Source organism: Streptomyces sp. NPDC002870 (assembly GCF_042888505.1).
Taxonomy (GTDB): Bacteria; Actinomycetota; Actinomycetes; order Streptomycetales; family Streptomycetaceae; genus Streptomyces.
This window is the reverse complement of the sequence record NZ_JBIAPW010000020.1, coordinates 30,764-50,233: the sequence shown is the minus strand read 5'-3', so window position 1 is coordinate 50,233 and position 19,470 is coordinate 30,764. Positions and strand designations below refer to the sequence as shown.

The following is a 19,470-nucleotide window of genomic DNA, read 5'->3' as shown; positions in this document are numbered from 1 at the left end:
CAGGACAAAGTTCGTGCCATTGCGGTCTTACCTATTGGCGAACCACGAAAAGGGGTCTAGTTTCCAAGGCTGTCGTTGTGACCAAAGAGGGGTACGTGACCACATGAAGCGCGCACCACATCACAGGTCGAGATCCCGAAGAAGCGGACTGGCGGCGGCCCTTGGGGTCGGCGCACTGACCGTGTCCCTGCTCGGCGGCGGCGATGTCGCCGCGGCCAGGCCCTATCCGGAGCCGCCTTCGACAACGTTGTCCCTGCCGTCGCCTCCCGGCGGCCAGAATGTGCGGGTCCTCGTCTTCCACGCCTCCGCCACCGAGGAGGTCCCGACCGTCAACGCCGGTATCGCGGCGATCGAGACCATCGGGCAGACCGGTCCTGCCGCGGGCCGGTTCAAGACCGAAGCCACCGACGACGCCTCCGTGTTCACCAATGCCACCAAGCTCGGCAGGTACAACGCGATCGTCTTCCTGACAGGCGGCGGCGATGTGCTCGACCCGGAGCAGGAGGCCGGGCTCGAGACGTATCTGGAGGCCGGCGGAGGTTTCCTGGGCATCCATGACGCGGCGCGTACCGAGCCGTACTCCGAATGGTTCACCGGGCTGATCGGCGCCCGGCCGACCGGCGCCCCGAGCGCGATCCAGCGCGCGACGGTCGAGGTCGGCGACCGTCAGCATCCGGCCACCAAGTCGCTTCCGCTCCAGTGGAAGCGGCCCGACAGGTGGTTCAACTGGGCGGCGAACCCGTCCGGAAGCGTGCACACCGTGGCCCGCGTCAAGGAGAACTCGTACAAGCCCGGCGCCGGCGCCAACGGCTGGGACCATCCCGTCTCCTGGTGCCGTGACTACGACGGCGGCCGCTCCTTCTACACCGGCATGGGCGGTACGGCCGACAGCTTCGCCGAGACCGACTTCCGCGACCATCTGCGCGGCGCCCTCGCCTGGACCACCCGCCTCTCGCGCGCCGACTGCAAGGCCACCATCAACGCCAACTACACCGCCGAGCGCGTCACCCAGCCCAACCAGCCGGGGCAGAACGACCAGATCGGCGAGCCGCACGGCCTGGTCACCGCCCCCGACGGCCGGGTCCTCTACATCGGACGCGGCGGCGCCGACTCCAGCAAGCCCGTCGTGACCGACTGGAACAACCCCGACATGGGCAAGGGCCAGGGCGAAGTCCATGTCTACGACCCGAAGACCAGGAAGGTGACCCTCGCCGGGTCCCTCACCGTCTTCGGCAACAAGGGCGGCGGCGATGAGCTGATCAAGGTCGAGGAGGGCCTGCTCGGCATCGAGCTGGATCCCGGCTTCATGACCAACGGCTGGGTGTATCTGCACTACACACCGCACTCCGGGATCAACAGGGACACGCATATGGCCGAACGCCGGGTCTCCCGCTTCACGCTCGACCCGGCCACCGGCAAGCTGGACCTGGCGAGCGAGAAGGTGCTGCTCAAGTGGCCGGTGCAGATCCACAGTTGCTGCCACGCGGGCGGCGGTATGGCCTGGGACTCGCAGCAGAATCTCTATATCGCCACCGGTGACAACAACTCCTCCGGTTTCAGCGGCGGTTACTCCGGCAACAACCCCCAGCCGAACTTCAAGGGCGTTTCCTTCGCCGACGCCCGCCGCACCGCGGGCAACACCAACAACCTCAACGGCAAGATCCTGCGGATCCACCCCGAGGACGACGGGACGTACACGCTCCCGGCAGGCAACCTCTTCACCGGCGCCGAACCGGACGAGGGCGGCGGCAAGACCCGCGGCGAGATCTATGTGATGGGCGTGCGCAACCCGGCGCGTATCTTCATCGACAAGTCGACGGACATCCTCTACGCGGGCTGGGTCGGCCCGGACGCCGGCGCACCGTCGACGACCTGGGGTCCGGCCAAGTACGACACGTTCTCCGCCATCACCAAGCCGGGCAACCACGGCTGGCCGTACTGCATGGGCAACAAGCAGCCCTACCGCGACCGCAATCTGCCCGATCCGAGCAAGCCGCTCGGCTGGTACAACTGCGACGCCCCGAAGAACGAGTCGCCCAACAACGACGGCCTGGTGAATCTGCCGCCGATCACCTCCAACACCATCTGGTACTCGCCGCAGGGCGGCGGCGTGGACTATCCGCGCGACGCCAACGGCATCCCGAGCTACAAGGCGGAGGAGCAGAAGCTGCTGCTGCCGTGGCTCAAGGGCGGCGGCCAGGCGACCATGAACGGTCCGGTCTACCGCTACGACGCGGCGAGCACCAGCAAGGACAAGTGGCCGTCGTACTGGGACGGCAAGTGGTTCGTCGGTGACTTCTACGACGGCGACCAGCCGCGGCACGCGGTGCTCACCGACCCGAAGACCGTGGGCAAGGGCGGCATCCCGGTGCACGCCGAATCCCTGAAGAAGATCATCCCGGTGGGGGCGAGCGGCATTCGCAACCTCATGGACTGGAAGTTCGCGCCGGACGGCTCGCTGTACGTCCTGGACTACGGGCGCGGATTCTTCACCTCCGACTCCAAGTCGGCGCTGTGGCACGTGACGTACAAGGGCGGCGAGCTCACACCGTCCGCCGACAAGCTGGCACGGAAGGCAGCACAGTGAGACACCTGAGACACAGAACGGCGAGTTTCTGGACGGCCCTGCTGGCCGCGGTGACGATGGTCCTGGGGCTGACGTCCGCGGTCGCGTACGGCCAGAGCGACGACCGGCTCGCCGACCAGGTCCTCACCTGGACGGCCGGCGATCCGATCGACCGCTATCTCTCCTTCCCCACCACCGCGGTGGCGGGGAAGACGACGATCGTGTTCGAGAACAGCAAGGCGACCGGCAACACCAGCGGTATGCCGCACACGCTGACCTTCGACGTCTCCGATCCCGAGTACAACCACGACGTACCGCTGAACATCCTCGCCAATCCCAATGACGACCAGGGCGGCAAGCACACCGCCGAGGTCACGCTGGCCCCCGGCCGGTACCGCTTCCACTGCACCATTCCCGGCCACGGCTCCATGCAGGGGATCCTGACCGTCACAGAAGGCGGCGGCGAGGACACCACCGCGCCCGACACGACCGCGAAGGTCGACGGCGACAAGAACGCTGAGGGCGCATACGTCGGCCAGGCCACCGTGACCGTGTCGGCGACCGACGCGGGATCGGGCGTGGACAGGATCGAGTACGCGGTCGGGGCGGACGGCCCCTGGCAGGCGTACACCGCGCCGGTCGTGGTGAACCAGGTCGGCACCCACAAGATCCGCTACCGGGCCGGCGACAAGGCGGGGAACGTCGCCGCGGAGAAGGCGGTCGACTTCACGGTCGTCGCGCCGCCGACCGACGACAGGACACCGCCGGAGACCTCGGCGACGGTCAGCGGCGAGAAGGACGAGCAGGGCCGGTATCTCCGGATGGCCACGGTCACCGTGACCGCGTCCGACACCGGCTCGGGCGTCAACACCATCGAGTACGCGATCGGTGCGGCCGGCGCCTGGCAGCCGTACACCGCCCCGGTGATGGTGCACGAGGCGGGCACGCACAAGGTCCGCTACAAGGCGACCGACAAGGCCGGGAACGCGGCCGCGGAGAAGGCCGTGGACTTCACGGTCGTCACGCCGCCCGCCGAGGACAAGACCCCGCCGGTGACCTCGGCCGGGGTGAGCGGTGAGAAGAACTCCGACGGCGCATACATCACCAGCGCCAAGGTGACACTCACCGCCACCGACGCGGACTCGGGGGTCGACAAGGTCGAGTACTCCCTCGACGGCGGCCCGTACCTCGCCTATGCCTCTCCCGTCATCGTCGACCGGGTGGGCTTCCACACCGTGCTGCACCGGGCGACCGACAAGGCGGGCAACACCTCCCAGGCGCAGCGGGTGTCGTTCACGATCGCGGAGGGCGGCGGGGTGCCGGCGCCCAACTGCCCAGAGTTCGACGAACGGTTGACGGTGATCGTCGGCACGGTCGACACGGGTGTGCCCAACCGCATCACACGCAGCCGCTGCACCATCAACGAGCTGATCGAGGACGAGAAGGACTGGTCCTCGCACGCGCTGTTCCTCAAGCACGTGGACAAGGTGCTCGACAAGCTCCTCGCTGACGGCGTCATCGACCAGCGCGAGCACAAGAAGATCTACCGGGCGGCCAAGCAGTCCGGCATCGGCAAGCCGGGCCAGAACACGGGCTACCGCCATCTGTTCGACGGCACGCAGGCGAGCTTCGCCAAGTGGCAGCATGTGGGCGGCGGTTCGTTCGGTCTGGGCGCCGACGGTTCGATGACCAGCGGCACCAGCAAGGGTGGCCTCGGCATGCTGTGGTTCCCGCAGCGGCAGTACGGGGACTTCTCGCTGAAGCTCCAGTGGCGGGACGACGCGCCCGGCTCCGGCAACGCCAACAGCGGTGTCTTCGTGCGCTTCCCGTACGTCCACGACAACCCCGAGGAACCGCGTCCGGAGTGGGTCGCCATCAAGTACGGCCACGAGGTGCAGGTTCTGGACCGGCCGGACGGCGACATGTACAAGACCGGCTCGGTCTACGGTTTCGACCGGGTGGGGCTGGGCGGTGCGGGTGTGACGCCGAAGGGCACCTGGAACGACTACGAGATCCGGGTGGTCGACCAGCACTACTCGATCTACCGCAACGGCGTCCTGATCAATGAGTTCGACAACACCGGCGGCCAGGAGTTCGTCCCGCCGCGTGGCGACGACCCGGGCACGGACGGCCGGCGGTACGCCTCCGGCTACATCGGGCTCCAGGTCCACGGCACCACGGATGTGATCTCGTACCGCGACATCCGGGTCAAGGAGCTCTAGCACCGGACCCTGCCGGACCCTTGACCGAAGAAGCCCTCTTCCCGCGCCTAGGAAGGGGGTTTCTTCGCGCGGCTCGGCTGCACACGCTTCGGCTCGCCCGGCATCTTGGGATAGTCCGGCGGGTACGGCAGGTCGCCGAGACCGTGGTCGCGCTCGTCCTTCGTGGCCAGTTCCAGCAGGCTGTCCAGGGAGAAGGCGTGGTCGTCCATGTCCGCGTGCACATCGCCCAGTTCGGCATAGCGCGCGGGCATGGTCGCGATGTCGAAGTCGAGCGGCGAGACATCGTCGATCTCGTCCCAGCGCAGTGGCGCCGAGACCGGCGCCTGCGGGCGGGGGCGCACGGAGTAGGCGGAGGCGATGGTGCGGTCGCGGGCGGTCTGGTTGTAGTCGACGAAGATCCGCGCGCCGCGCTCCTCCTTCCACCAGGCGGTGGTCACCCTGCCCTCCATACGCCGTTCCAGTTCACGCCCGACGGCGATGGCCGCGCGCCGTACCCGGGTGAAGTCCCAGCGCGGTTCGATCGGCACGAACACATGGAGACCACGACCGCCCGAAGTCTTGGGCCAGCCGCGCAGTCCGTGCTCGTCGAGAACGACGCGCAGCTCGTGCGCGGCCCTGACCGCGTCGGCGAAGTCGGTGCCGGGCTGCGGGTCCAGGTCGATGCGCAGCTCGTCGGGGTGGTCGACGCCGTCCCGCCGTACCGGCCAGGGGTGGAAGGTCAGACAGCCGAGGTTCGCCGCCCAGATGACGGCCGCGACCTCGGTGGGGCAGATCTCGTCCGCCGAGCGGCCGCTGGGGAAGGAGATGTGGGCCGTGGGAATCCAGTCGGGGAGGTTCTTGGGGGCGCGCTTCTGGAAGAAGGACTCGCCGCCGATGCCCTCGGGGTAGCGCTCAAGGGTGGTGGGGCGGTTGCGCAGGGCGCGGGTGATCCCCTCCCCCACGGCCAGGTAGTAGCGGGCCACGTCCAGCTTGGTGAAACCGCGCTCGGGAAAGTAGACCTTGTCCGGACTGGACAGCCGCACGGCACGCCCGCCGGCTTCCAGCTCCACCGCTGCACCCATGTGCGCCACGGTAGGCCGAGCGCGGATATGCCGCATATCGTGCAGAATCTGGAGCATGGATCTGCCCGTGATGCCACCCGTGAAGCCGATGCTGGCCAAGCCCGTGAAGAAGATCCCGCCGGGCATGCAGTACGAGGCCAAATGGGACGGCTTCCGGGCGATCGTCCACGTGGACGGCGACGAGGTGGTCATCGGCTCCAGGACCGGCAAGCCGCTCACCCGCTACTTCCCCGAGCTGGCCGCCGAACTGCCGGCCAACCTTCCCGACCGCTGTGTGATCGACGGCGAGATCGTCATCGCCCACGAGGGACGCCTCGACTTCGACCGGCTCACGGAGCGCATCCACCCGGCCGCGTCCCGGGTGAAGCTGCTCGCCGAGCAGACCCCCGCCAGCTTCGTGGCCTTCGATCTGCTCGCCCTGGGTGACGTGTCCCTGCTCGACACTCCGCTCGCCGAGCGCCGCGCCCTGCTCGCCGACGCGCTCGCCGGCGCGCGGGCGCCCGTGCATCTCGCGCCCGCCACCACCGACGCCGCGCTGGCGCAGGAGTGGTTCGAGCGGTACGAGGGCGCGGGACTCGACGGGATCATCGCCAAGCCGCTGGACCTGCCGTACCGGCCCGATGCCCGCCTGATGTTCAAGATCAAGCACGAACGCACGGCGGACGCGGTCGTCGCCGGCTACCGCTTCCACAAGAGCGGCCCCGTCGTCGGCTCGCTGCTCCTCGGCCTGTACGACGCCTCGGGCGCGCTCCAGCACGTCGGCGTCTGTGCCGCCTTCTCCATGAAGCGGCGCGAGGAGCTGATCGAGGAGCTGGAGCCGCTGCGGATGGATCCCCCCGCCGGCCACCCCTGGGCGGCGTGGACGGACGAGACCGCCCATGAGAGCGCCCGGCTGCCCGGCGCGCAGAGCCGCTGGACGGGCAAGAAGGACCTTTCATGGGTGGCGCTGCGGCCCGAGCGGGTGGTCGAGGTGGCCTACGACCACATGGAGGGCGACCGGTTCCGGCACACCGCCCAGTTCCGCCGCTGGCGTCCGGACCGCGAGCCCGCCGACTGCACCTATACGCAGCTGGAGGAGCCGGTGCGGTACGACCTCTCAGAGGTGCTGGCTCCCTGAGGCGAACAGGGCCCGGCCGCCGGTGGCCCTTGGCGATCAAGCCCTTTGCGACGGCGGTCAATTCGGCCGCGAATGCGGTGGCGGTGACGGTTGCGCCACTGTCCGTCACGGCCCTCGGCGCCTCGCAGCGGCCGATTCGGGGTCGTGGCCCGTGTTCGCGTAAGGTATGTCGGCGGTGCTGCCGGAGGCGGTCGGCGCTGTTGTCCCTGACGCTGTCGACCGGGATGCGACCGGCGAGATCGCTGCGCTGTTTCGCCCTCTTCAGATCCTTGCGTACGCGCATGGTCGGCTCCTGTCCGCGGCTCGCGGGCGGGGACTTGACGGGACCTCAGCACCTGCTCAACGGGTGATCCGAAACGGTTGCCGCACAGAGACATCCCCGCCGACGAACGCGGAAGCTCGTCCGGTACGTATGGAGGGGTGGCCGCCGACCGCCGGCGCCTGACACAGAAGCAGAGAAGGACTACATGTGACCGCGTCGCCCCTGATCCCCGTACCGATTCCCGATGGCGTCGCAGCGCTGATCGGGTCCTGCATGCCGATCCACGTGCTGCAGGCGGAGATCGACGCCGAGTGCGCCGCGCGTGAGGTGTACCGGTTCCGCGACCCGCTGTGCGCCGAGGACCGGGCGGACCGGGAGCACGCGCTGTCCGCGCTGGCCCTGGCCAACAAGGTGCTGGCCGCCTACAACCCGCTGCTGATCCTCAAGCCGGGCCGCGCCCGCTGACCGGCTCCATCGTGCGGCCGGGGTCCCCGGTCACTCCAGCCGGGTCCCCCGGTCACTCCAGGAAGACACCGTCGACGTACACCCAGGCGCCGCCGTGCCGTTCGAAGCTGCTGCGCTCGTGGAGTTCGCCACGCTTGCCGTGGTGCCGGTAGCGGACGCGGAAGGTGACTGTTCCGGAGGAGTGGAAGGGGCTGCCGTCGGTGGTCTCGAGGATCTCCAGCCCTTTCCAGTGCATGCCGGGGTCGATTTCGAGGTGCGGCGGCCGGGTCGCCGGGTGCCAGGTGCGCAGCAGATACGCAGCGTCCTGGGCGACGAAGGCGCTGTAGCGGGAGCGCATCAGCAGCTCGGCGGTGGGGGCTGCGTGCTCGCCCGAGTGGAAGCGGCCGCAGCACTCGCCGTAGGCGGCGGGCAGCCCACAGGGGCAGGGCGAGGCGTCGGTGAGGGCGGGCGCGTGGCCGCGCCCGAAGCGGGAGCTGCGTCGGGACATGGGTCCATTTTCCAGCCATTGAACGAATAGGCCCACGCGTGGCTTCCGGGCCATGGGGGGACCTCCGTAAGCTCCTGCGCCGGACGTGACAGTTACCGTCGGTAAGGGGTGGGGATGGACCGGATCGGCAGCACACGACGCACCTTCATGGCGGGGGCCGCAGCGGCCGGCGGCACGGCAGCCCTGGCCACAGCCGGCACTGCGGGCGCAGCCGCAGCCGCAGCTACCGAGAGACCGGCGGACGCCGGCTCCCGGGCCGCGCAGTCTGTCGCCGTACTCGGCGGCGGGGTCGCCGGACTCACCGCCGCGCACGAGCTGGCAGAGCGCGGCTTCAAGGTCACCGTCTACGAGCGCAGGGAGCTGGGCGGGAAGGCCCGCAGCATGGGCGTCCCGGGCAGCGCGAGAGGCGGCCGCCGGCCGCTGCCCGCCGAGCACGGCTTCCGCTTCATCCCGGGCATCTACCACAACCTGCCGGACACGATGCGGCGCATCCCGTTCCCGGGAAATGCCAACGGCGTCTGGGACAACCTGGCGGCACCTTCCGAGATGTCCTTCTCCCGCACCGGGCGCGAGGACTTACGGATCCCGCTGCCCTGGCCGGGGCACAAGCCCGCCGATCTCACCCTCGACGAGATCCGCCGCGCGCTGACCGCCGCGCTCGACACGGCCTTGAGCATTCCGGCCCATGAGACGGCGTACTTCGTGAACCGGGGGCTCGTATTCCTCACCAGCTGCGACGAGCGGCGCGACGGGACATGGGAGCGCACGCCCTGGTGGGAGTTCATCAGGGCCGAGCGGATGAGTTACGACTACCAGCGCATCCTCGCCATCGGCCTCACCCGGAACATCGTCGCGACCAAAGCCGAGGAGGCCAGCACCCGTACGGTCGCCACCCTGCTGGAAGCCTTCGTCTTCAACGCGCTCGGCCGGGGCGCGGACGGACCGCTCGACCGGATTCTCAACGCCCCTACCAACGAGGCGTGGATCGACCCCTGGGTCGAGCATCTGAAGAAACTGGGCGTCCAGTTCCAGATCGGCTGGACGGTACGGGAGGTGAAATACGGCACCGGCCGGGTCACCGCGGCGGTGATCGAGGACCCGCAGGGCGTACGCCGGTCGGTGACCGCCGACCACTACGTCTCAGCGATGCCGGTGGAGCATGCCCGGCGGACCTGGGGCGCCGAGCTGCGCGCGGCGGACCCGCAGCTGGGGCGGTGCGACAAGCTTCGGACTGACTGGATGACGGGCATTCAGTTCTATCTCACCGAGCGCGCGCCGCTGCTGCACGGGCACCTCAACTGCATCGATTCACCCTGGTCCCTGACGGCCATTCAGCAGGCCGAGCACTGGCCCGCCCGCGACTTCCCGACCGACTACGGCGACGGCGTCGCGGTGGACTGCCTGTCGGTCGACATCTCCGAGTGGGACAAGACCGGCATCCTGTACGGGAAGAGTGCCAAGCAGTGCACCCGTACAGAGGTCGCGCGGGAGGTGTGGGCCCAGCTCAAGGCTGCCGTCAACGACACCGGCCGCACAATCCTCAAGGACAGCGCGCTGCACTCCTGGTTCCTCGACCCGGGCGTGGACGGCCTCGGCACCCCGAATCCGACCAATGACGACGAGCTCCTCATCCACCCCGTCGGTACCTTCCACAACCGCCCCCAGGCTGCCACCCGGATCCCCAACTTCTTTCTGGCCGGGGACTATGTGGCCGTCGACATCGACCTGGCGACCATGGAGGGCGCCAATGCCTCAGCCCGCGCGGCCGTCAACGCCCTGCTGGACCGGACCGGTTCACCGGCGGCCCGCTGCACGGTGAAGCCGCTCTTCCGCGCCCCCGAGGTCGAGTTGATGAAGCGTCATGACCGCACCCGCTACCGGCTGGGGCTGCGCAACGCCTTCGACCTGGGGTGAGGGGTCAGGCGGGGCCCGGCTGCCCTGGCTCGAGGCCGTCGGCGAACCGGCGTGCCCGATCGAGGAGTTCGGCGGGGACGGCGCTCAGGTCGTCGGCCGGGGTGTCGGCCAGCAGCCGGGCGACAGCCCGGCCGAGCTGTGCCTGCGCCCGTCCGTAGCGCCGGCTCTCGGACCACAGGTCCAGTACCCGGGCGGGGTAGGCGATCGCCAGGGCGTCGAGGGTTTCCCGCGCGCACAGCTGGAGCCCGGCGGTGGCGTTGGCCGCCAGGGCTGTCAGGGCGGCCCGCGCCTTCAGCTCCAGACAGGTCGTGTCGAGCCGCCCCGGATCCGGCGCGGTCAGCACCTCGTGCACGACATCGGCCGGGAGCCGGGCGGCATCGGTGATCAGCTGCCCGAACACGAGCCGGATCACGCGGCGCAGGGTCTCATCGCCAAGACCGCTCCAAGGTTCGATGAACGTGGCGCAGTGTTCGTACAGGGCCGCGAGTTCGGCGTCGGGGACGCCGATGCCGCTAGCGAGCCACAGCGACGTCAGACCGTGGGCGACCGAGGTGGCGCTACCTTCCGGGGTGCCCACGAACGTCGTGACGGCGGGGGCCAGCCAGACGAAGACAGGGTCCACGGCGTGCAGGACGACGGCGTCGTTGGTGCCGCCCGACACCGCCATCTTATGGCGGATCTGGTCCGGGTAGGGCCGGGCCCAGCTGACCCTCCTGCCGCGGTCCTCGTTGCCGGGCGGGCGGCCGTACAGCCAGTAGGCGTCCACCGGTTCCGGGGAGTCGACGAGGTCGTGCATCGGTCGGATGTCGAGTTCCCGCCGGTCTCCGTCCCAGGTATGGCGGATGCTGAGGGCCAGCGCGAAGTCCGTCCACTCCGGTTCGGTGAAGGCCGCCCGCCACAGCAGTACCCGCCGGTGCCAGATCGCCGCCGGTTTGTCGTCGTCGGGGAACAGCGCGCTCGCCTTGACCCCGCCGGTGACCAGGAGCGTCAGCATCAGCAGGTTCGCGGAGTACAGGCCGTGACGCGACGACGTGGCCCGGACGGCCGGCCGGTAGTCGGCGAACCGGTGCTCGGTGCGGTTGCGATGGTCGGCCATGACGGTGATGAGCAGCTCGCCGAGCCGTTGCCGGTCCTCCGGGGCGATCCGCCGGATCCGGGCGCCGACGAAGCGGAGCATCTGACGTGACGAGAGCGGCGCGTAGGACAGCAGTACGTACAGCAGGTCGTCGTCGATGCTCGCCCGGCCCACGGAGAGTGCCGGGCGCTGGCCGAGCAGCCCTTCGAGGAGCTGTACGGCGAGGCGGGCAGCGAGGTACTCGCCGAAGGTGGCGTGCAGGAATTCGTAAGTCGCCATGCGTTGCTCGTCGCGGACCGCCTGAGCGCGCTGGACGAAGAAGAACCGGCCGAGCGCGATCTCTCCCTGGTCCAGGGGCGCCCGGAATCCGTCCCGTACGGGATCGGGTCGGCCGAGCAGCGCGGCCAGGTCCTGCTCCGCTTCGGTCGTGGTGATCCACTGGCGTCGCCGGTTGAGCATGCCGAAGGAGATCAGGGACAGCCGCTGCAGCTCCTGCTCGGCTCGCTGCGTCAGCTCTCGGTCCGTCCATGCCGTGGCCGACTTGCCCACCTCGCGGACGGCGAAGGACGCCAGCAGCTCCTCGTACAGCTCTGCCTCGCCGAGCGGTTCGTCACCCTCGGCTCCGCGCTGCAATGCGTTCGCGGCGGCGTCGTACAGGGCGAGCATCAGCAGCAGCAGCGGCTGAGAGGCGAGCACCTGGTGCCTGACGGCCACGTCGGCCGGCAGCGGTCGCAGGCCGCGCTCGGTGAGATAGGGCGCGTTGAGGCGGTTCCACAGGTCGAGCCAGCGCTCGATCTGCTGCTGCCGGAAGGGCTCGATCCGCAGCGCCACCGCGCCTTGGGGATAGCGCGCCCGGTCGGCGACGGCGGTACGGCTGGTCACCAGTGCGAAGACCGGCCGCCCCTGGTCCGCCTCGCGCTCCTGGAAACGGGCCACCCGCACCAGGAAGTCGGACTGGCTGACACCGGTGGCCTGGAGCAGTTCGTCGAAACCGTCGAAGAGCAGGACGGGCACGGCCCCGTCCGCCGCCCGAACCAGCTCCGGCCAGGACACGCGCTCGCCGGTCGCGGTCCGGACCGCGTGCTCGATCTGGTCCTGAATGTCGGCGTCTGCGGGCACCTCACGCAGCACGATCCGCACGGGCAGATAGCCGGCCGCGGGCAGCCGGGCCGCAAGGATCTTGGTCAGCACGGACTTTCCGGCGCCGGGCTGGCCGAGGACGACCAGCGGCGCGGTGGTCGACGCGACCGAGGTGAGGACACCCGCCAGATATTCGGTGAGGTCGGACCGTACGGGCTCGTGCTCCCACCAGACCTCCTCGGCCGGGCCATGAGCCCCGTCGAGTACCGCGCGGACGCGGAAATCGGGATCGACATATCCCTCGCGGAGGGTCGGCAGCCACATGCCGGAGGGAGCCTGCCCCTCGGAGAGGATCGGCCGGGCCAGGGCGGCTTCGTAGCCGGTCGCGAGGGCTGCGGCGGCGTGATTGAGCGGGCGCAAGGCAGTGAGTCCGGCGAGGGTGGTCTCGATGCCGGTGAGCGCCCGGCGGATGGAGACGCGAGTTGCCTGGTGCTCGATCTGGCCGGACCAGAAGCCGAACTCCGGCACTTCCTGGGCCAGTTGGGCGTACAGCTCTTCGTAGCGCCCGACGGCGAGCCGCAGCAGCGTCGAGCTGAGCTCGTTCTCGGCGGCCTGCTGCTGCGAGTCGTCCAGCCGGTCGTACACGGCCAGCCCGAAGATGAACCGGAGCAGTCGCCCGGTGACCGCGTGGTACCAGCTCCGGATCTCTCCCAGAAGGTGCTCGTACGGCATGTGCGGGGCAGGGTGCGGGGCCGCGACGCCGAGCATCCCGTGCAGAAAGCCCTGTCCGTCGTCGTCTCCCCCGGCGATGCCGATCTGCTCCCGCCGCGTGAGCTCCAAGTCACGTAGTTGGAAAGGAAGTTCCAGCTCTCCCATCGGCTCGAAATACGCCGTGACCACCAGCACCGCATGCGCCGCCGCGAGCCGCTCGGTACGCGTCGCGCGATCGGCCGAATCCAGACTCCCCCGGAGCCCCGATGTCAGATCACGTCCGAGCCGCAGGATCCGCCCCTGCGCGTCGAACACGCTCAGCACGGCGTCGCTGACCCCGCCCGTCGCCATCGACAGGGCTCCGCCGAGTGCCCGGTCGGCCGCCGCCAGAGCCTGGCTGTCGCCCGTGAGAATCGCCACCGCGTCGCTGTAGCTGAGCAGTTGTCGTCCCCGCACCGATCCTCCGGCCCCTCTTCCGCCTGTCCGCGTCCGGTCTACCACGTGGCTCGCCGCCCGGCGTCGGAAGTGGTCACATACGGGGCGGACCGGTGTGCCCCGGACCCACCCCCGGCAGAGTCCGAGGCCGGCCGGACCATGGCCGCGGAGCGGCCGACGCGTCCCCATACGCCTCCCCGTACGACGCCTCCCCGTACGGCTACTCCGTACGACGACTCCGTGCGGCTGAAGTCCTTACGTACCTGTGACGGCACGGCGCGCGACGACGATCAGCGGGCTTTGCGGCCGTAGCGTCGCCAGTATGCGTGTACTCGTCACAGGAGGAGCGGGCTTCATCGGCTCGCAGGTCGTCGCGGCCCTCGCCGCGGGTGGCCATGACCCGGTCGTACTCGACGCCCTGCTCCCGTCGGCCCATCCGGAACCGCCGCCGCTGCCCGACGCCGAGTTGATCCTGGCGGACGTACGGGACCGGGAGGTGACGGCGCGGGCGCTGCGCGGCGTGGACGCGGTCTGCCACCAGGCGGCGATGGTCGGGCTCGGCAAGGACTTCGCGGACGCACCCGAGTACGTCGGCTGCAATGATCTCGGTACGGCCGTGCTGCTTGCGGCGATGGCCGAGGCGGGGGTCGCAAACCTGGTGCTGGCCGGCTCGATGGTCGTCTACGGCGAGGGCCGCTACGACTGTCCGCGCCACGGCCGGGTGCGGCCGGGACCGCGCGCCGCAGCTGATCTCGCGGCCGGGCGCTTCGAGCCGCTGTGCCCCGAGTGCGGCGCGGAGCTGGCGCCGGGGCTGGTGGGCGAGGACGCGCCGACGGACCCGCGCAATGTGTACGCGACGACCAAGGTGGCGCAGGAGCATCTGGCCGCGGCCTGGGCAAGGGCGGTCGGCGGACGGGCCGTCGCCCTGCGCTACCACAATGTGTACGGGCCGGGGATGCCCCGGGACACCCCGTACGCGGGCGTGGCCTCGTTCTTCCGGTCCGCGCTCGGACGGGGCGAGGCGCCGCGGGTCTTCGAGGACGGGCGGCAGCGACGGGACTTCGTCCACGTACGGGACGTCGCGGACGCGAACGCCATCGCCCTGGAGGCGGTGCGCGACCGGGAGCCGGGCGTGCTCACCGCGTACAACACGGGCAGCGGCACGCCGCACACGGTCGGCGAGATGGCGGCCGCGCTGGCTTCGGCGCACGGCGGTCCCGCGCCGGTGGTCACCGGGGAGTTCCGGCTGGGCGATGTACGGCACATCACCGCGGACTCGCGGCGGCTGACGGCCGAGTTGGGCTGGAAGGCGCAGGTCGGTTTCGTGGAAGGGATGGCGGAGTTCGCCGCAAGCGAGCTGCGGGGGGCGGCGTCATGACGGCGGACGTGGACGTGATCCTTCCGTGTCTGGACGAGGCCGAAGCGCTGCCGTGGGTGCTGGAGCGGATCCCGCCCGGGTGGCGCGCGATCGTCGTGGACAACGGTTCGACGGACGGCTCGGACCGGATCGCCCGCGGGCTGGGCGCGACGGTGGTGCACGAGGGGCGGCGCGGCTTCGGCGCCGCGTGCCATGCGGGACTGCTGGCGGCCGAGGCGGAGTATGTGTGCTTCTGCGACTGCGACGCCTCGCTGGATCCGGGGCTGCTGACCGGTTTCGTACGCCAAGTCGCTGAAGGGGACAGCGACTTGGTGCTGGGCCGCCGACGGCCGCAGGGCCGGGGTGCGTGGCCGCCGCACGCCCGGGCCGGGAATCTGGCCCTGGCCCGGATACTGCGTCGGCGCACCGGCCTGCGGCTGCGCGACCTGGGCCCGATGCGGGCGGCACGCCGCGACGACTTGCTGGCCCTTGACCTGACCGACCGCCGCAGCGGCTACCCGCTCCAGATGGTGGTCCGCGCGGCGGACGCGGGCTGGCGGGTGACGGAGGTGGACGTCCCGTACCTGCCGAGGTCGGGAAAGTCGAAGGTGACGGGCACCTGGCGGGGCACCTGGCATGCGGTCCGGGACATGCGATCGGTGCTGTCGGAGCGGCGGCCGAGCGTGGTGGGGGGTGGTGCGCGATGACAGCGACGGGTGCGACGGGCCCGATGGGTGCGACGGATTTCACGAGGACGGCAAGCGCCACGGGTGCGACGAGTGCCACGAACGCCACTGGTCCGCGGCAGCGGCAGCGGGCAATCGCCGGGGCGGCGCAGAGCCGCGGGACGCTGCTCGTCATCGCCAAGGCGCCCGTGCCCGGGCGGGTCAAGACGCGGCTCTGTCCCGCCTACTCCCCCGAAGAGGCCGCTCGGCTCGCCGAGGCCGCGCTCCGCGACACCTTGGACGTCGCGCTGGCAACTCCGGTACGCCGCCGGGTCCTCGTGCTCGACGGCGACCCCGGCGACTGGCTGCCGGAGGGCTTCGAGGTCGTGCCGCAGTGTTCGGGCGGCCTCGATGCCCGGCTGGCTCATGCTTTCGGGCAGTGTGAGGGCCCGACTCTGCTGGTCGGCATGGACACACCTCAGGTCACGGTCGAACTCCTCCGTGCCGGGATGGAGTTGGGCGACGGCGAGGCCTCCTTCGGGCCGGCCGCCGACGGTGGGTTCTGGGCGCTCGGGATGGCCGAGCCGGATTCGGCGCTGCTGCGGGGCGTGCCGATGTCCGTACCGGAGACCGGAGCCGTGCAGCGGCAGCGGCTCGTCCGGGCCGGGCTGACGGTGCGTGAGCTGCCGGTGCTGCGGGACGTCGACACCGCGGCCGACGCGCGCCTTGTCGCGGCGGGGGCACCGGGCACCCGGTTCGCCGCGGCCCTTGCCGCGCTCGCCGGGACAAGGTCGCGATGACGGCGCCCGCCTGGCAGGCCGATCCGTACACCGACGCACTGCGCACCGGCCGCGGCCCGCTGTTCCTGCGCCGACCCGACGGCTGGCTGCTGCCGCTGGAGGTCGAACGGTGGTGCGCGGCGCCGGACGCCGCGGATCTGACGGTGCTGGAGCGCTGCCGCGGCACGGTGCTCGACATCGGCTGTGGCCCGGGACGCCTGGTCGCGGCGCTCGCCGCGCTCGGGCGGCCGACGCTCGGCATCGATGTGAGCCCCGAAGCCGTGGCCCGAACGGTGCGAACGGGCGGCAGCGCACTGCACCGTTCCGTCTTCGATCCGCTTCCCCGCGAGGGAAGTTGGGGCACCGCCCTGCTCATCGACGGCAACATCGGCATCGGCGGGGACCCGGGCGCGCTGCTTGGCCGCGTGGCACACCTGGTCGCCGACGACGGCGTGCTGCTGGCCGAGACTTCCCCGCTCGATGTGGACGAGCGCGTGCAGGTACGCGTCTTCGACGGCGGCAGCGCCCAGGGCTCGGCCTTCCCCTGGGCCCGCGTCGGCACCCCCGCGCTGCTGGACTATGCGCACTCCGCGGGTTGGGAGGCGGAGGAGGCGGACCACTGGAAGGTGGCGGGACGCACGTTCGTGGCGCTGCGCCGCGCGTAGCCCGCGGCAGCTAGTAGTGAGAGAGGACGGAGCCGAGGTGATGCAAGCGTCCTGCGTGGGGTCCGCCGAACAGGAATTCCTCATCGGTGCCCAGTAAGAGGCTCCGCGTAGAGCGCATCCGATGAAACGAGTTGTTGTTCGTGAGTACAGACTGGAACGCGGAGCCGCGGCCCCGGATCTCTCCGCCGATCGGCTCTTCACCACCGATCGCTGCCACTTCGCCTGCCTCGCCTGGCATTTGTCCCAGCCGGCTGGGACAAGACCCCGGACACGTTACGAACAAAGCGTTGACCAGCAGGGACAGCGGCGGACTTGTCCGGGACAGCCTGCGGCCATTGCAGGTTTTCAGCTGTTCGGATGTCATGGGATTGCCGTTCTCCACGGCTGGAATCGAAAGTCCCATCAGGCTCATTCCCTCCAGGTCGGCTCACCCCACCCTCGACGACTCGCGTCCTCAAATGCGGTGGCACGCCGCCTGTTGAACCCAAGGAGAGACAATGCGCATTGGAAGTACCAGTCGCGTTCTCGCGAGCGCTGTATTCGGAGCCGTACTCGCGGTAGGAGCCGCGACCTCATCGGCATCCGCAGCCGACGGCCGGCAGCGCGCCAACCTGACCTCAGACAGTCCCGGCATGGAAAGTGCCTGCATCGACTGGTTCCTCGGTGGGGAGGCGTGCTTCGAGCCGTACGGTGAATGGTTCTGGGTCCGGGACGTCCAGGCCGACAACGATCCCGTCGCCATCATCTGGAACTACCGATCCCCGATCGGAACCCAACGCAGTGGCGTGATCTATCACGACTACGGCAAGGCCGCGGGGTGGGCCAACCTGAACAAGAGCTTCGAGGAGAACGGCTGGATGACCTTCTCCGTGTGCAACATCAACCTTTCGAACGGCGACACGTGGGACTGCTCCGCTGACCAGTACTCGCAGACCTAATCCAGGCGTCCGCCGGACCGAACGCCCGGCGGGGGCTGACCCGATACGCGAGTGGGCGGGAAGCCGATGAGAGTGTCCGCGTCCGCCCAGAGACACGAGATCAGCAGCCCCATGCCACTGACAACGAGGGAGAGCATCGTGAACCTCAGCTCGAAAGTCGCGGTTGCTGTCGCGGCGAGCGTTCCGCGAGTGCCGGGGAAAGACGCACGCCCCGGCAGCACCGCCTCGACGAGGGACTCGGACGCTCCCGGAGCGGCATGACCTGCACGATCCATCTCGTCGGTGAGGGCGGGCGCCGCCCGCTGGCCCTGCTGGTCACCCCGGGCCAGTGGGGCGACGCCCCGCAACTCATCCCGGTCATGGAACGCATCCGCGTCGGCCGGCCGGGCGGCGGACACCCGCGCACCCGGCCCGACCACCGCGGCGGCGATAAGGCGTACTCGTCCCGCAAGTGGAGCGGACAATCAACGCCCTGAAGAACTTCCGGGCCGTGGCCACGAGGTTCGACAAACGCGCCTACATCTTCCACGGCACCGTCATCGTCGCCTCGATCCGACTCTGGCTCCGTTCGTGATCCGCGACTGGCTGGGGGGAGACACCCCCTAGTCGTCCGAGCCGGTAGCCGACGGCGGTACCTCGACGACGAAGAACAGGAAGGTGGTTTTGGTCGAAAGGTCATGGAAGTCGTCGGGGAACAGCTCACGGGCGGCCGGGTCGGGCTGCGGCTCGCTGATGACGGCAAGGCGGAAACCGGCGGTGGTGAAGGCATCGGTCATCGCGTGCAATGGCCTGCGCCAGAACCTCATCGGGACGGACTGCCCGTTGAACGTCCAGTCGAAGGTATAGCTGGTGGTCGCAGAGTAGTCGGGCCGAGGATCCTGGATCGTGTAGGCCACGAAAGGGTGGTCCACCGACGCGATCAGCCGGCCGCCGGGCCTCAGCACTCGCCGCAACTCGGCCAGCGTCGGCCCCCAGTCCTCCAGGTAGTGCAGCACCAGCGACGCGACCACGTCGTCGAACGCACCGTCGGCGAACGGCAGGCGGTCGCTCAGGTCGACCACGTGCAGGGCTACGTCGTCACCGAGCCGCCGCTTTGCCAACGCCAGCATCCCGGCGCTGGCGTCGATGCCGGTGACGACCGCACCGCGGTCGCGTAGTGCAGCGGACAGGGGGCCCGAGCCGCAACCGGCGTCCAGGATCCGACGGCCGGCCACGTCTCCGGCGAGGGCTAACATCGCGGGCCGCTCGTAGTACCCGTTCACGAGGTTGTTCTCGTTCTCCGCCGAGTACGCCTCGGCGAAACTGTCGTAGTCATTCACCTGGTCCCGATCTGCAGACTGGGCGAAGCTCTCGGGTACGTCGGTTACGCGTTCCATCGTCGCAGCCTAGTTGTCACATGATCCGTAGCCCGCGGGATGGGACTTGGGTGCCGCCGGCTGTCCCCGCTGGAGCTAGTGGGACCCGCCGCCGTGCAGAACGCCGTCGCAGAACGCTGGAGCACCGCCACCAGCGACACCATCACCGAACTCGCCGACCTCGACTGGTTCAGCGACGAAGTCAGCCGCCTCTACGGCTTCTCTGTCCCCGGCGTCGACTACACCGCCGCCGCCGAAAGCGACGTCCCTTGGCCCACTCTCACCATCTGACCCACGCCACGAACGCCCCCGATCG

At 69.9% G+C, this 19,470-nt stretch carries 14 protein-coding genes and 2 pseudogenes; 12 read left to right on the top strand and 4 right to left on the bottom strand.

Annotation, left to right across the window (positions count from 1 at the left end; all coding sequences use genetic code 11):
• Window positions 1–103: 103 nt before the first annotated feature.
• Both ACFYWY_RS23470 and ACFYWY_RS23465 read left to right on the top strand, forming a co-directional pair.
• Window positions 104–2,587, top strand: a complete 2,484-nt coding sequence (locus ACFYWY_RS23470) for a ThuA domain-containing protein (protein WP_389189926.1) — start codon at window positions 104–106, stop codon at window positions 2,585–2,587.
• Between the two features lie 56 nt (window positions 2,588–2,643).
• Complete coding sequence (locus ACFYWY_RS23465) at window positions 2,644–4,788, top strand: OmpL47-type beta-barrel domain-containing protein (protein ID WP_389190030.1); 2,145 nt, start codon at window positions 2,644–2,646, stop codon at window positions 4,786–4,788.
• Window positions 4,789–4,835: 47 nt separating this feature from the next.
• On the opposite strand, the gene ligD is transcribed toward ACFYWY_RS23465, so the two are convergent.
• Window positions 4,836–5,849 (bottom strand): non-homologous end-joining DNA ligase, encoded by a 1,014-nt coding sequence (gene ligD / locus ACFYWY_RS23460; protein WP_389189924.1) that lies wholly within the window; start codon window positions 5,847–5,849, stop codon window positions 4,836–4,838.
• Window positions 5,850–5,904: 55 nt separating this feature from the next.
• Here ligD and ACFYWY_RS23455 point away from each other — a divergent pair, with 55 nt between their 5' ends.
• Window positions 5,905–6,966: an ATP-dependent DNA ligase gene (locus ACFYWY_RS23455; protein WP_389189922.1), complete on the top strand. Its 1,062-nt coding sequence runs from the start codon at window positions 5,905–5,907 to the stop codon at window positions 6,964–6,966.
• 469 nt (window positions 6,967–7,435) lie between these two features.
• Complete coding sequence (locus ACFYWY_RS23450; protein WP_389189920.1) at window positions 7,436–7,693, top strand: hypothetical protein; 258 nt, start codon at window positions 7,436–7,438, stop codon at window positions 7,691–7,693.
• A gap of 52 nt (window positions 7,694–7,745) precedes the next feature.
• On the opposite strand, the gene ACFYWY_RS23445 is transcribed toward ACFYWY_RS23450, so the two are convergent.
• Window positions 7,746–8,180 (bottom strand): YchJ family protein, encoded by a 435-nt coding sequence (locus tag ACFYWY_RS23445; protein WP_389189918.1) that lies wholly within the window; start codon window positions 8,178–8,180, stop codon window positions 7,746–7,748.
• 114 nt (window positions 8,181–8,294) lie between these two features.
• On the opposite strand from ACFYWY_RS23445, the gene ACFYWY_RS23440 reads away from it, so the two are divergent.
• Window positions 8,295–10,094 (top strand): FAD-dependent oxidoreductase, encoded by a 1,800-nt coding sequence (locus ACFYWY_RS23440; protein ID WP_389189916.1) that lies wholly within the window; start codon window positions 8,295–8,297, stop codon window positions 10,092–10,094.
• 4 nt (window positions 10,095–10,098) lie between these two features.
• Here the strand turns inward: ACFYWY_RS23440 and ACFYWY_RS23435 are convergent, their stop codons facing one another.
• Window positions 10,099–13,416 (bottom strand): NACHT domain-containing protein, encoded by a 3,318-nt coding sequence (locus ACFYWY_RS23435; RefSeq protein WP_389189914.1) that lies wholly within the window; start codon window positions 13,414–13,416, stop codon window positions 10,099–10,101.
• Between the two features lie 301 nt (window positions 13,417–13,717).
• Between ACFYWY_RS23435 and ACFYWY_RS23430 the strand changes: the two genes are divergently transcribed.
• The 6 genes and pseudogenes from ACFYWY_RS23430 to ACFYWY_RS23405 all read left to right on the top strand — a co-directional run.
• Window positions 13,718–14,773 (top strand): NAD-dependent epimerase/dehydratase family protein, encoded by a 1,056-nt coding sequence (locus ACFYWY_RS23430; RefSeq protein WP_389189912.1) that lies wholly within the window; start codon window positions 13,718–13,720, stop codon window positions 14,771–14,773.
• Complete coding sequence (locus ACFYWY_RS23425) at window positions 14,770–15,459, top strand: glycosyltransferase family 2 protein (protein WP_389189910.1); 690 nt, start codon at window positions 14,770–14,772, stop codon at window positions 15,457–15,459. The genes ACFYWY_RS23430 and ACFYWY_RS23425 overlap by 4 nt, the downstream gene beginning before the upstream one ends.
• Window positions 15,456–16,217: a DUF2064 domain-containing protein gene (locus tag ACFYWY_RS23420; protein ID WP_389189908.1), complete on the top strand. Its 762-nt coding sequence runs from the start codon at window positions 15,456–15,458 to the stop codon at window positions 16,215–16,217. Before ACFYWY_RS23425 ends, ACFYWY_RS23420 begins: the two co-directional genes overlap by 4 nt.
• Window positions 16,214–16,861, top strand: a complete 648-nt coding sequence (locus ACFYWY_RS23415; RefSeq protein ID WP_389189906.1) for a methyltransferase domain-containing protein — start codon at window positions 16,214–16,216, stop codon at window positions 16,859–16,861. Before ACFYWY_RS23420 ends, ACFYWY_RS23415 begins: the two co-directional genes overlap by 4 nt.
• A gap of 632 nt (window positions 16,862–17,493) precedes the next feature.
• Window positions 17,494–17,799 (top strand): hypothetical protein, encoded by a 306-nt coding sequence (locus ACFYWY_RS23410; RefSeq protein ID WP_389189904.1) that lies wholly within the window; start codon window positions 17,494–17,496, stop codon window positions 17,797–17,799.
• Between the two features lie 194 nt (window positions 17,800–17,993).
• Window positions 17,994–18,373 (top strand): annotated as a pseudogene (locus tag ACFYWY_RS23405) (IS5/IS1182 family transposase); the annotation flags it as partial.
• Window positions 18,374–18,401: 28 nt separating this feature from the next.
• Here the strand turns inward: ACFYWY_RS23405 and ACFYWY_RS23400 are convergent.
• Complete coding sequence (locus tag ACFYWY_RS23400; protein ID WP_389189902.1) at window positions 18,402–19,175, bottom strand: class I SAM-dependent methyltransferase; 774 nt, start codon at window positions 19,173–19,175, stop codon at window positions 18,402–18,404.
• Between the two features lie 93 nt (window positions 19,176–19,268).
• Between ACFYWY_RS23400 and ACFYWY_RS23395 the strand changes: the two are divergent.
• Window positions 19,269–19,445: pseudogene (locus tag ACFYWY_RS23395) on the top strand (enoyl-[acyl-carrier-protein] reductase FabV); the annotation flags it as partial.
• Between the last annotated feature and the right edge of the window lie 25 nt (window positions 19,446–19,470).

What these genes read in the sequence shown, in the direction of transcription:
- ACFYWY_RS23470 (WP_389189926.1), top strand. Translation starts at nt 104, where the DNA reads ATGAAGCGCGCACCACATCACAGGTCGAGATCCCGAAGAAGCGGACTG.
- ACFYWY_RS23465 (WP_389190030.1), top strand. Translation starts at nt 2,644, where the DNA reads ATGGTCCTGGGGCTGACGTCCGCGGTCGCGTACGGCCAGAGCGACGAC.
- ligD (WP_389189924.1), bottom strand. Translation starts at nt 5,849, where the DNA reads ATGGGTGCAGCGGTGGAGCTGGAAGCCGGCGGGCGTGCCGTGCGGCTG.
- ACFYWY_RS23455 (WP_389189922.1), top strand. Translation starts at nt 5,905, where the DNA reads ATGGATCTGCCCGTGATGCCACCCGTGAAGCCGATGCTGGCCAAGCCC.
- ACFYWY_RS23445 (WP_389189918.1), bottom strand. Translation starts at nt 8,180, where the DNA reads ATGTCCCGACGCAGCTCCCGCTTCGGGCGCGGCCACGCGCCCGCCCTC.
- ACFYWY_RS23440 (WP_389189916.1), top strand. Translation starts at nt 8,295, where the DNA reads ATGGACCGGATCGGCAGCACACGACGCACCTTCATGGCGGGGGCCGCA.
- ACFYWY_RS23430 (WP_389189912.1), top strand. Translation starts at nt 13,718, where the DNA reads ATGCGTGTACTCGTCACAGGAGGAGCGGGCTTCATCGGCTCGCAGGTC.
- ACFYWY_RS23425 (WP_389189910.1), top strand. Translation starts at nt 14,770, where the DNA reads ATGACGGCGGACGTGGACGTGATCCTTCCGTGTCTGGACGAGGCCGAA.
- ACFYWY_RS23420 (WP_389189908.1), top strand. Translation starts at nt 15,456, where the DNA reads ATGACAGCGACGGGTGCGACGGGCCCGATGGGTGCGACGGATTTCACG.
- ACFYWY_RS23415 (WP_389189906.1), top strand. Translation starts at nt 16,214, where the DNA reads ATGACGGCGCCCGCCTGGCAGGCCGATCCGTACACCGACGCACTGCGC.
- ACFYWY_RS23410 (WP_389189904.1), top strand. Translation starts at nt 17,494, where the DNA reads ATGGAAAGTGCCTGCATCGACTGGTTCCTCGGTGGGGAGGCGTGCTTC.
- ACFYWY_RS23400 (WP_389189902.1), bottom strand. Translation starts at nt 19,175, where the DNA reads ATGGAACGCGTAACCGACGTACCCGAGAGCTTCGCCCAGTCTGCAGAT.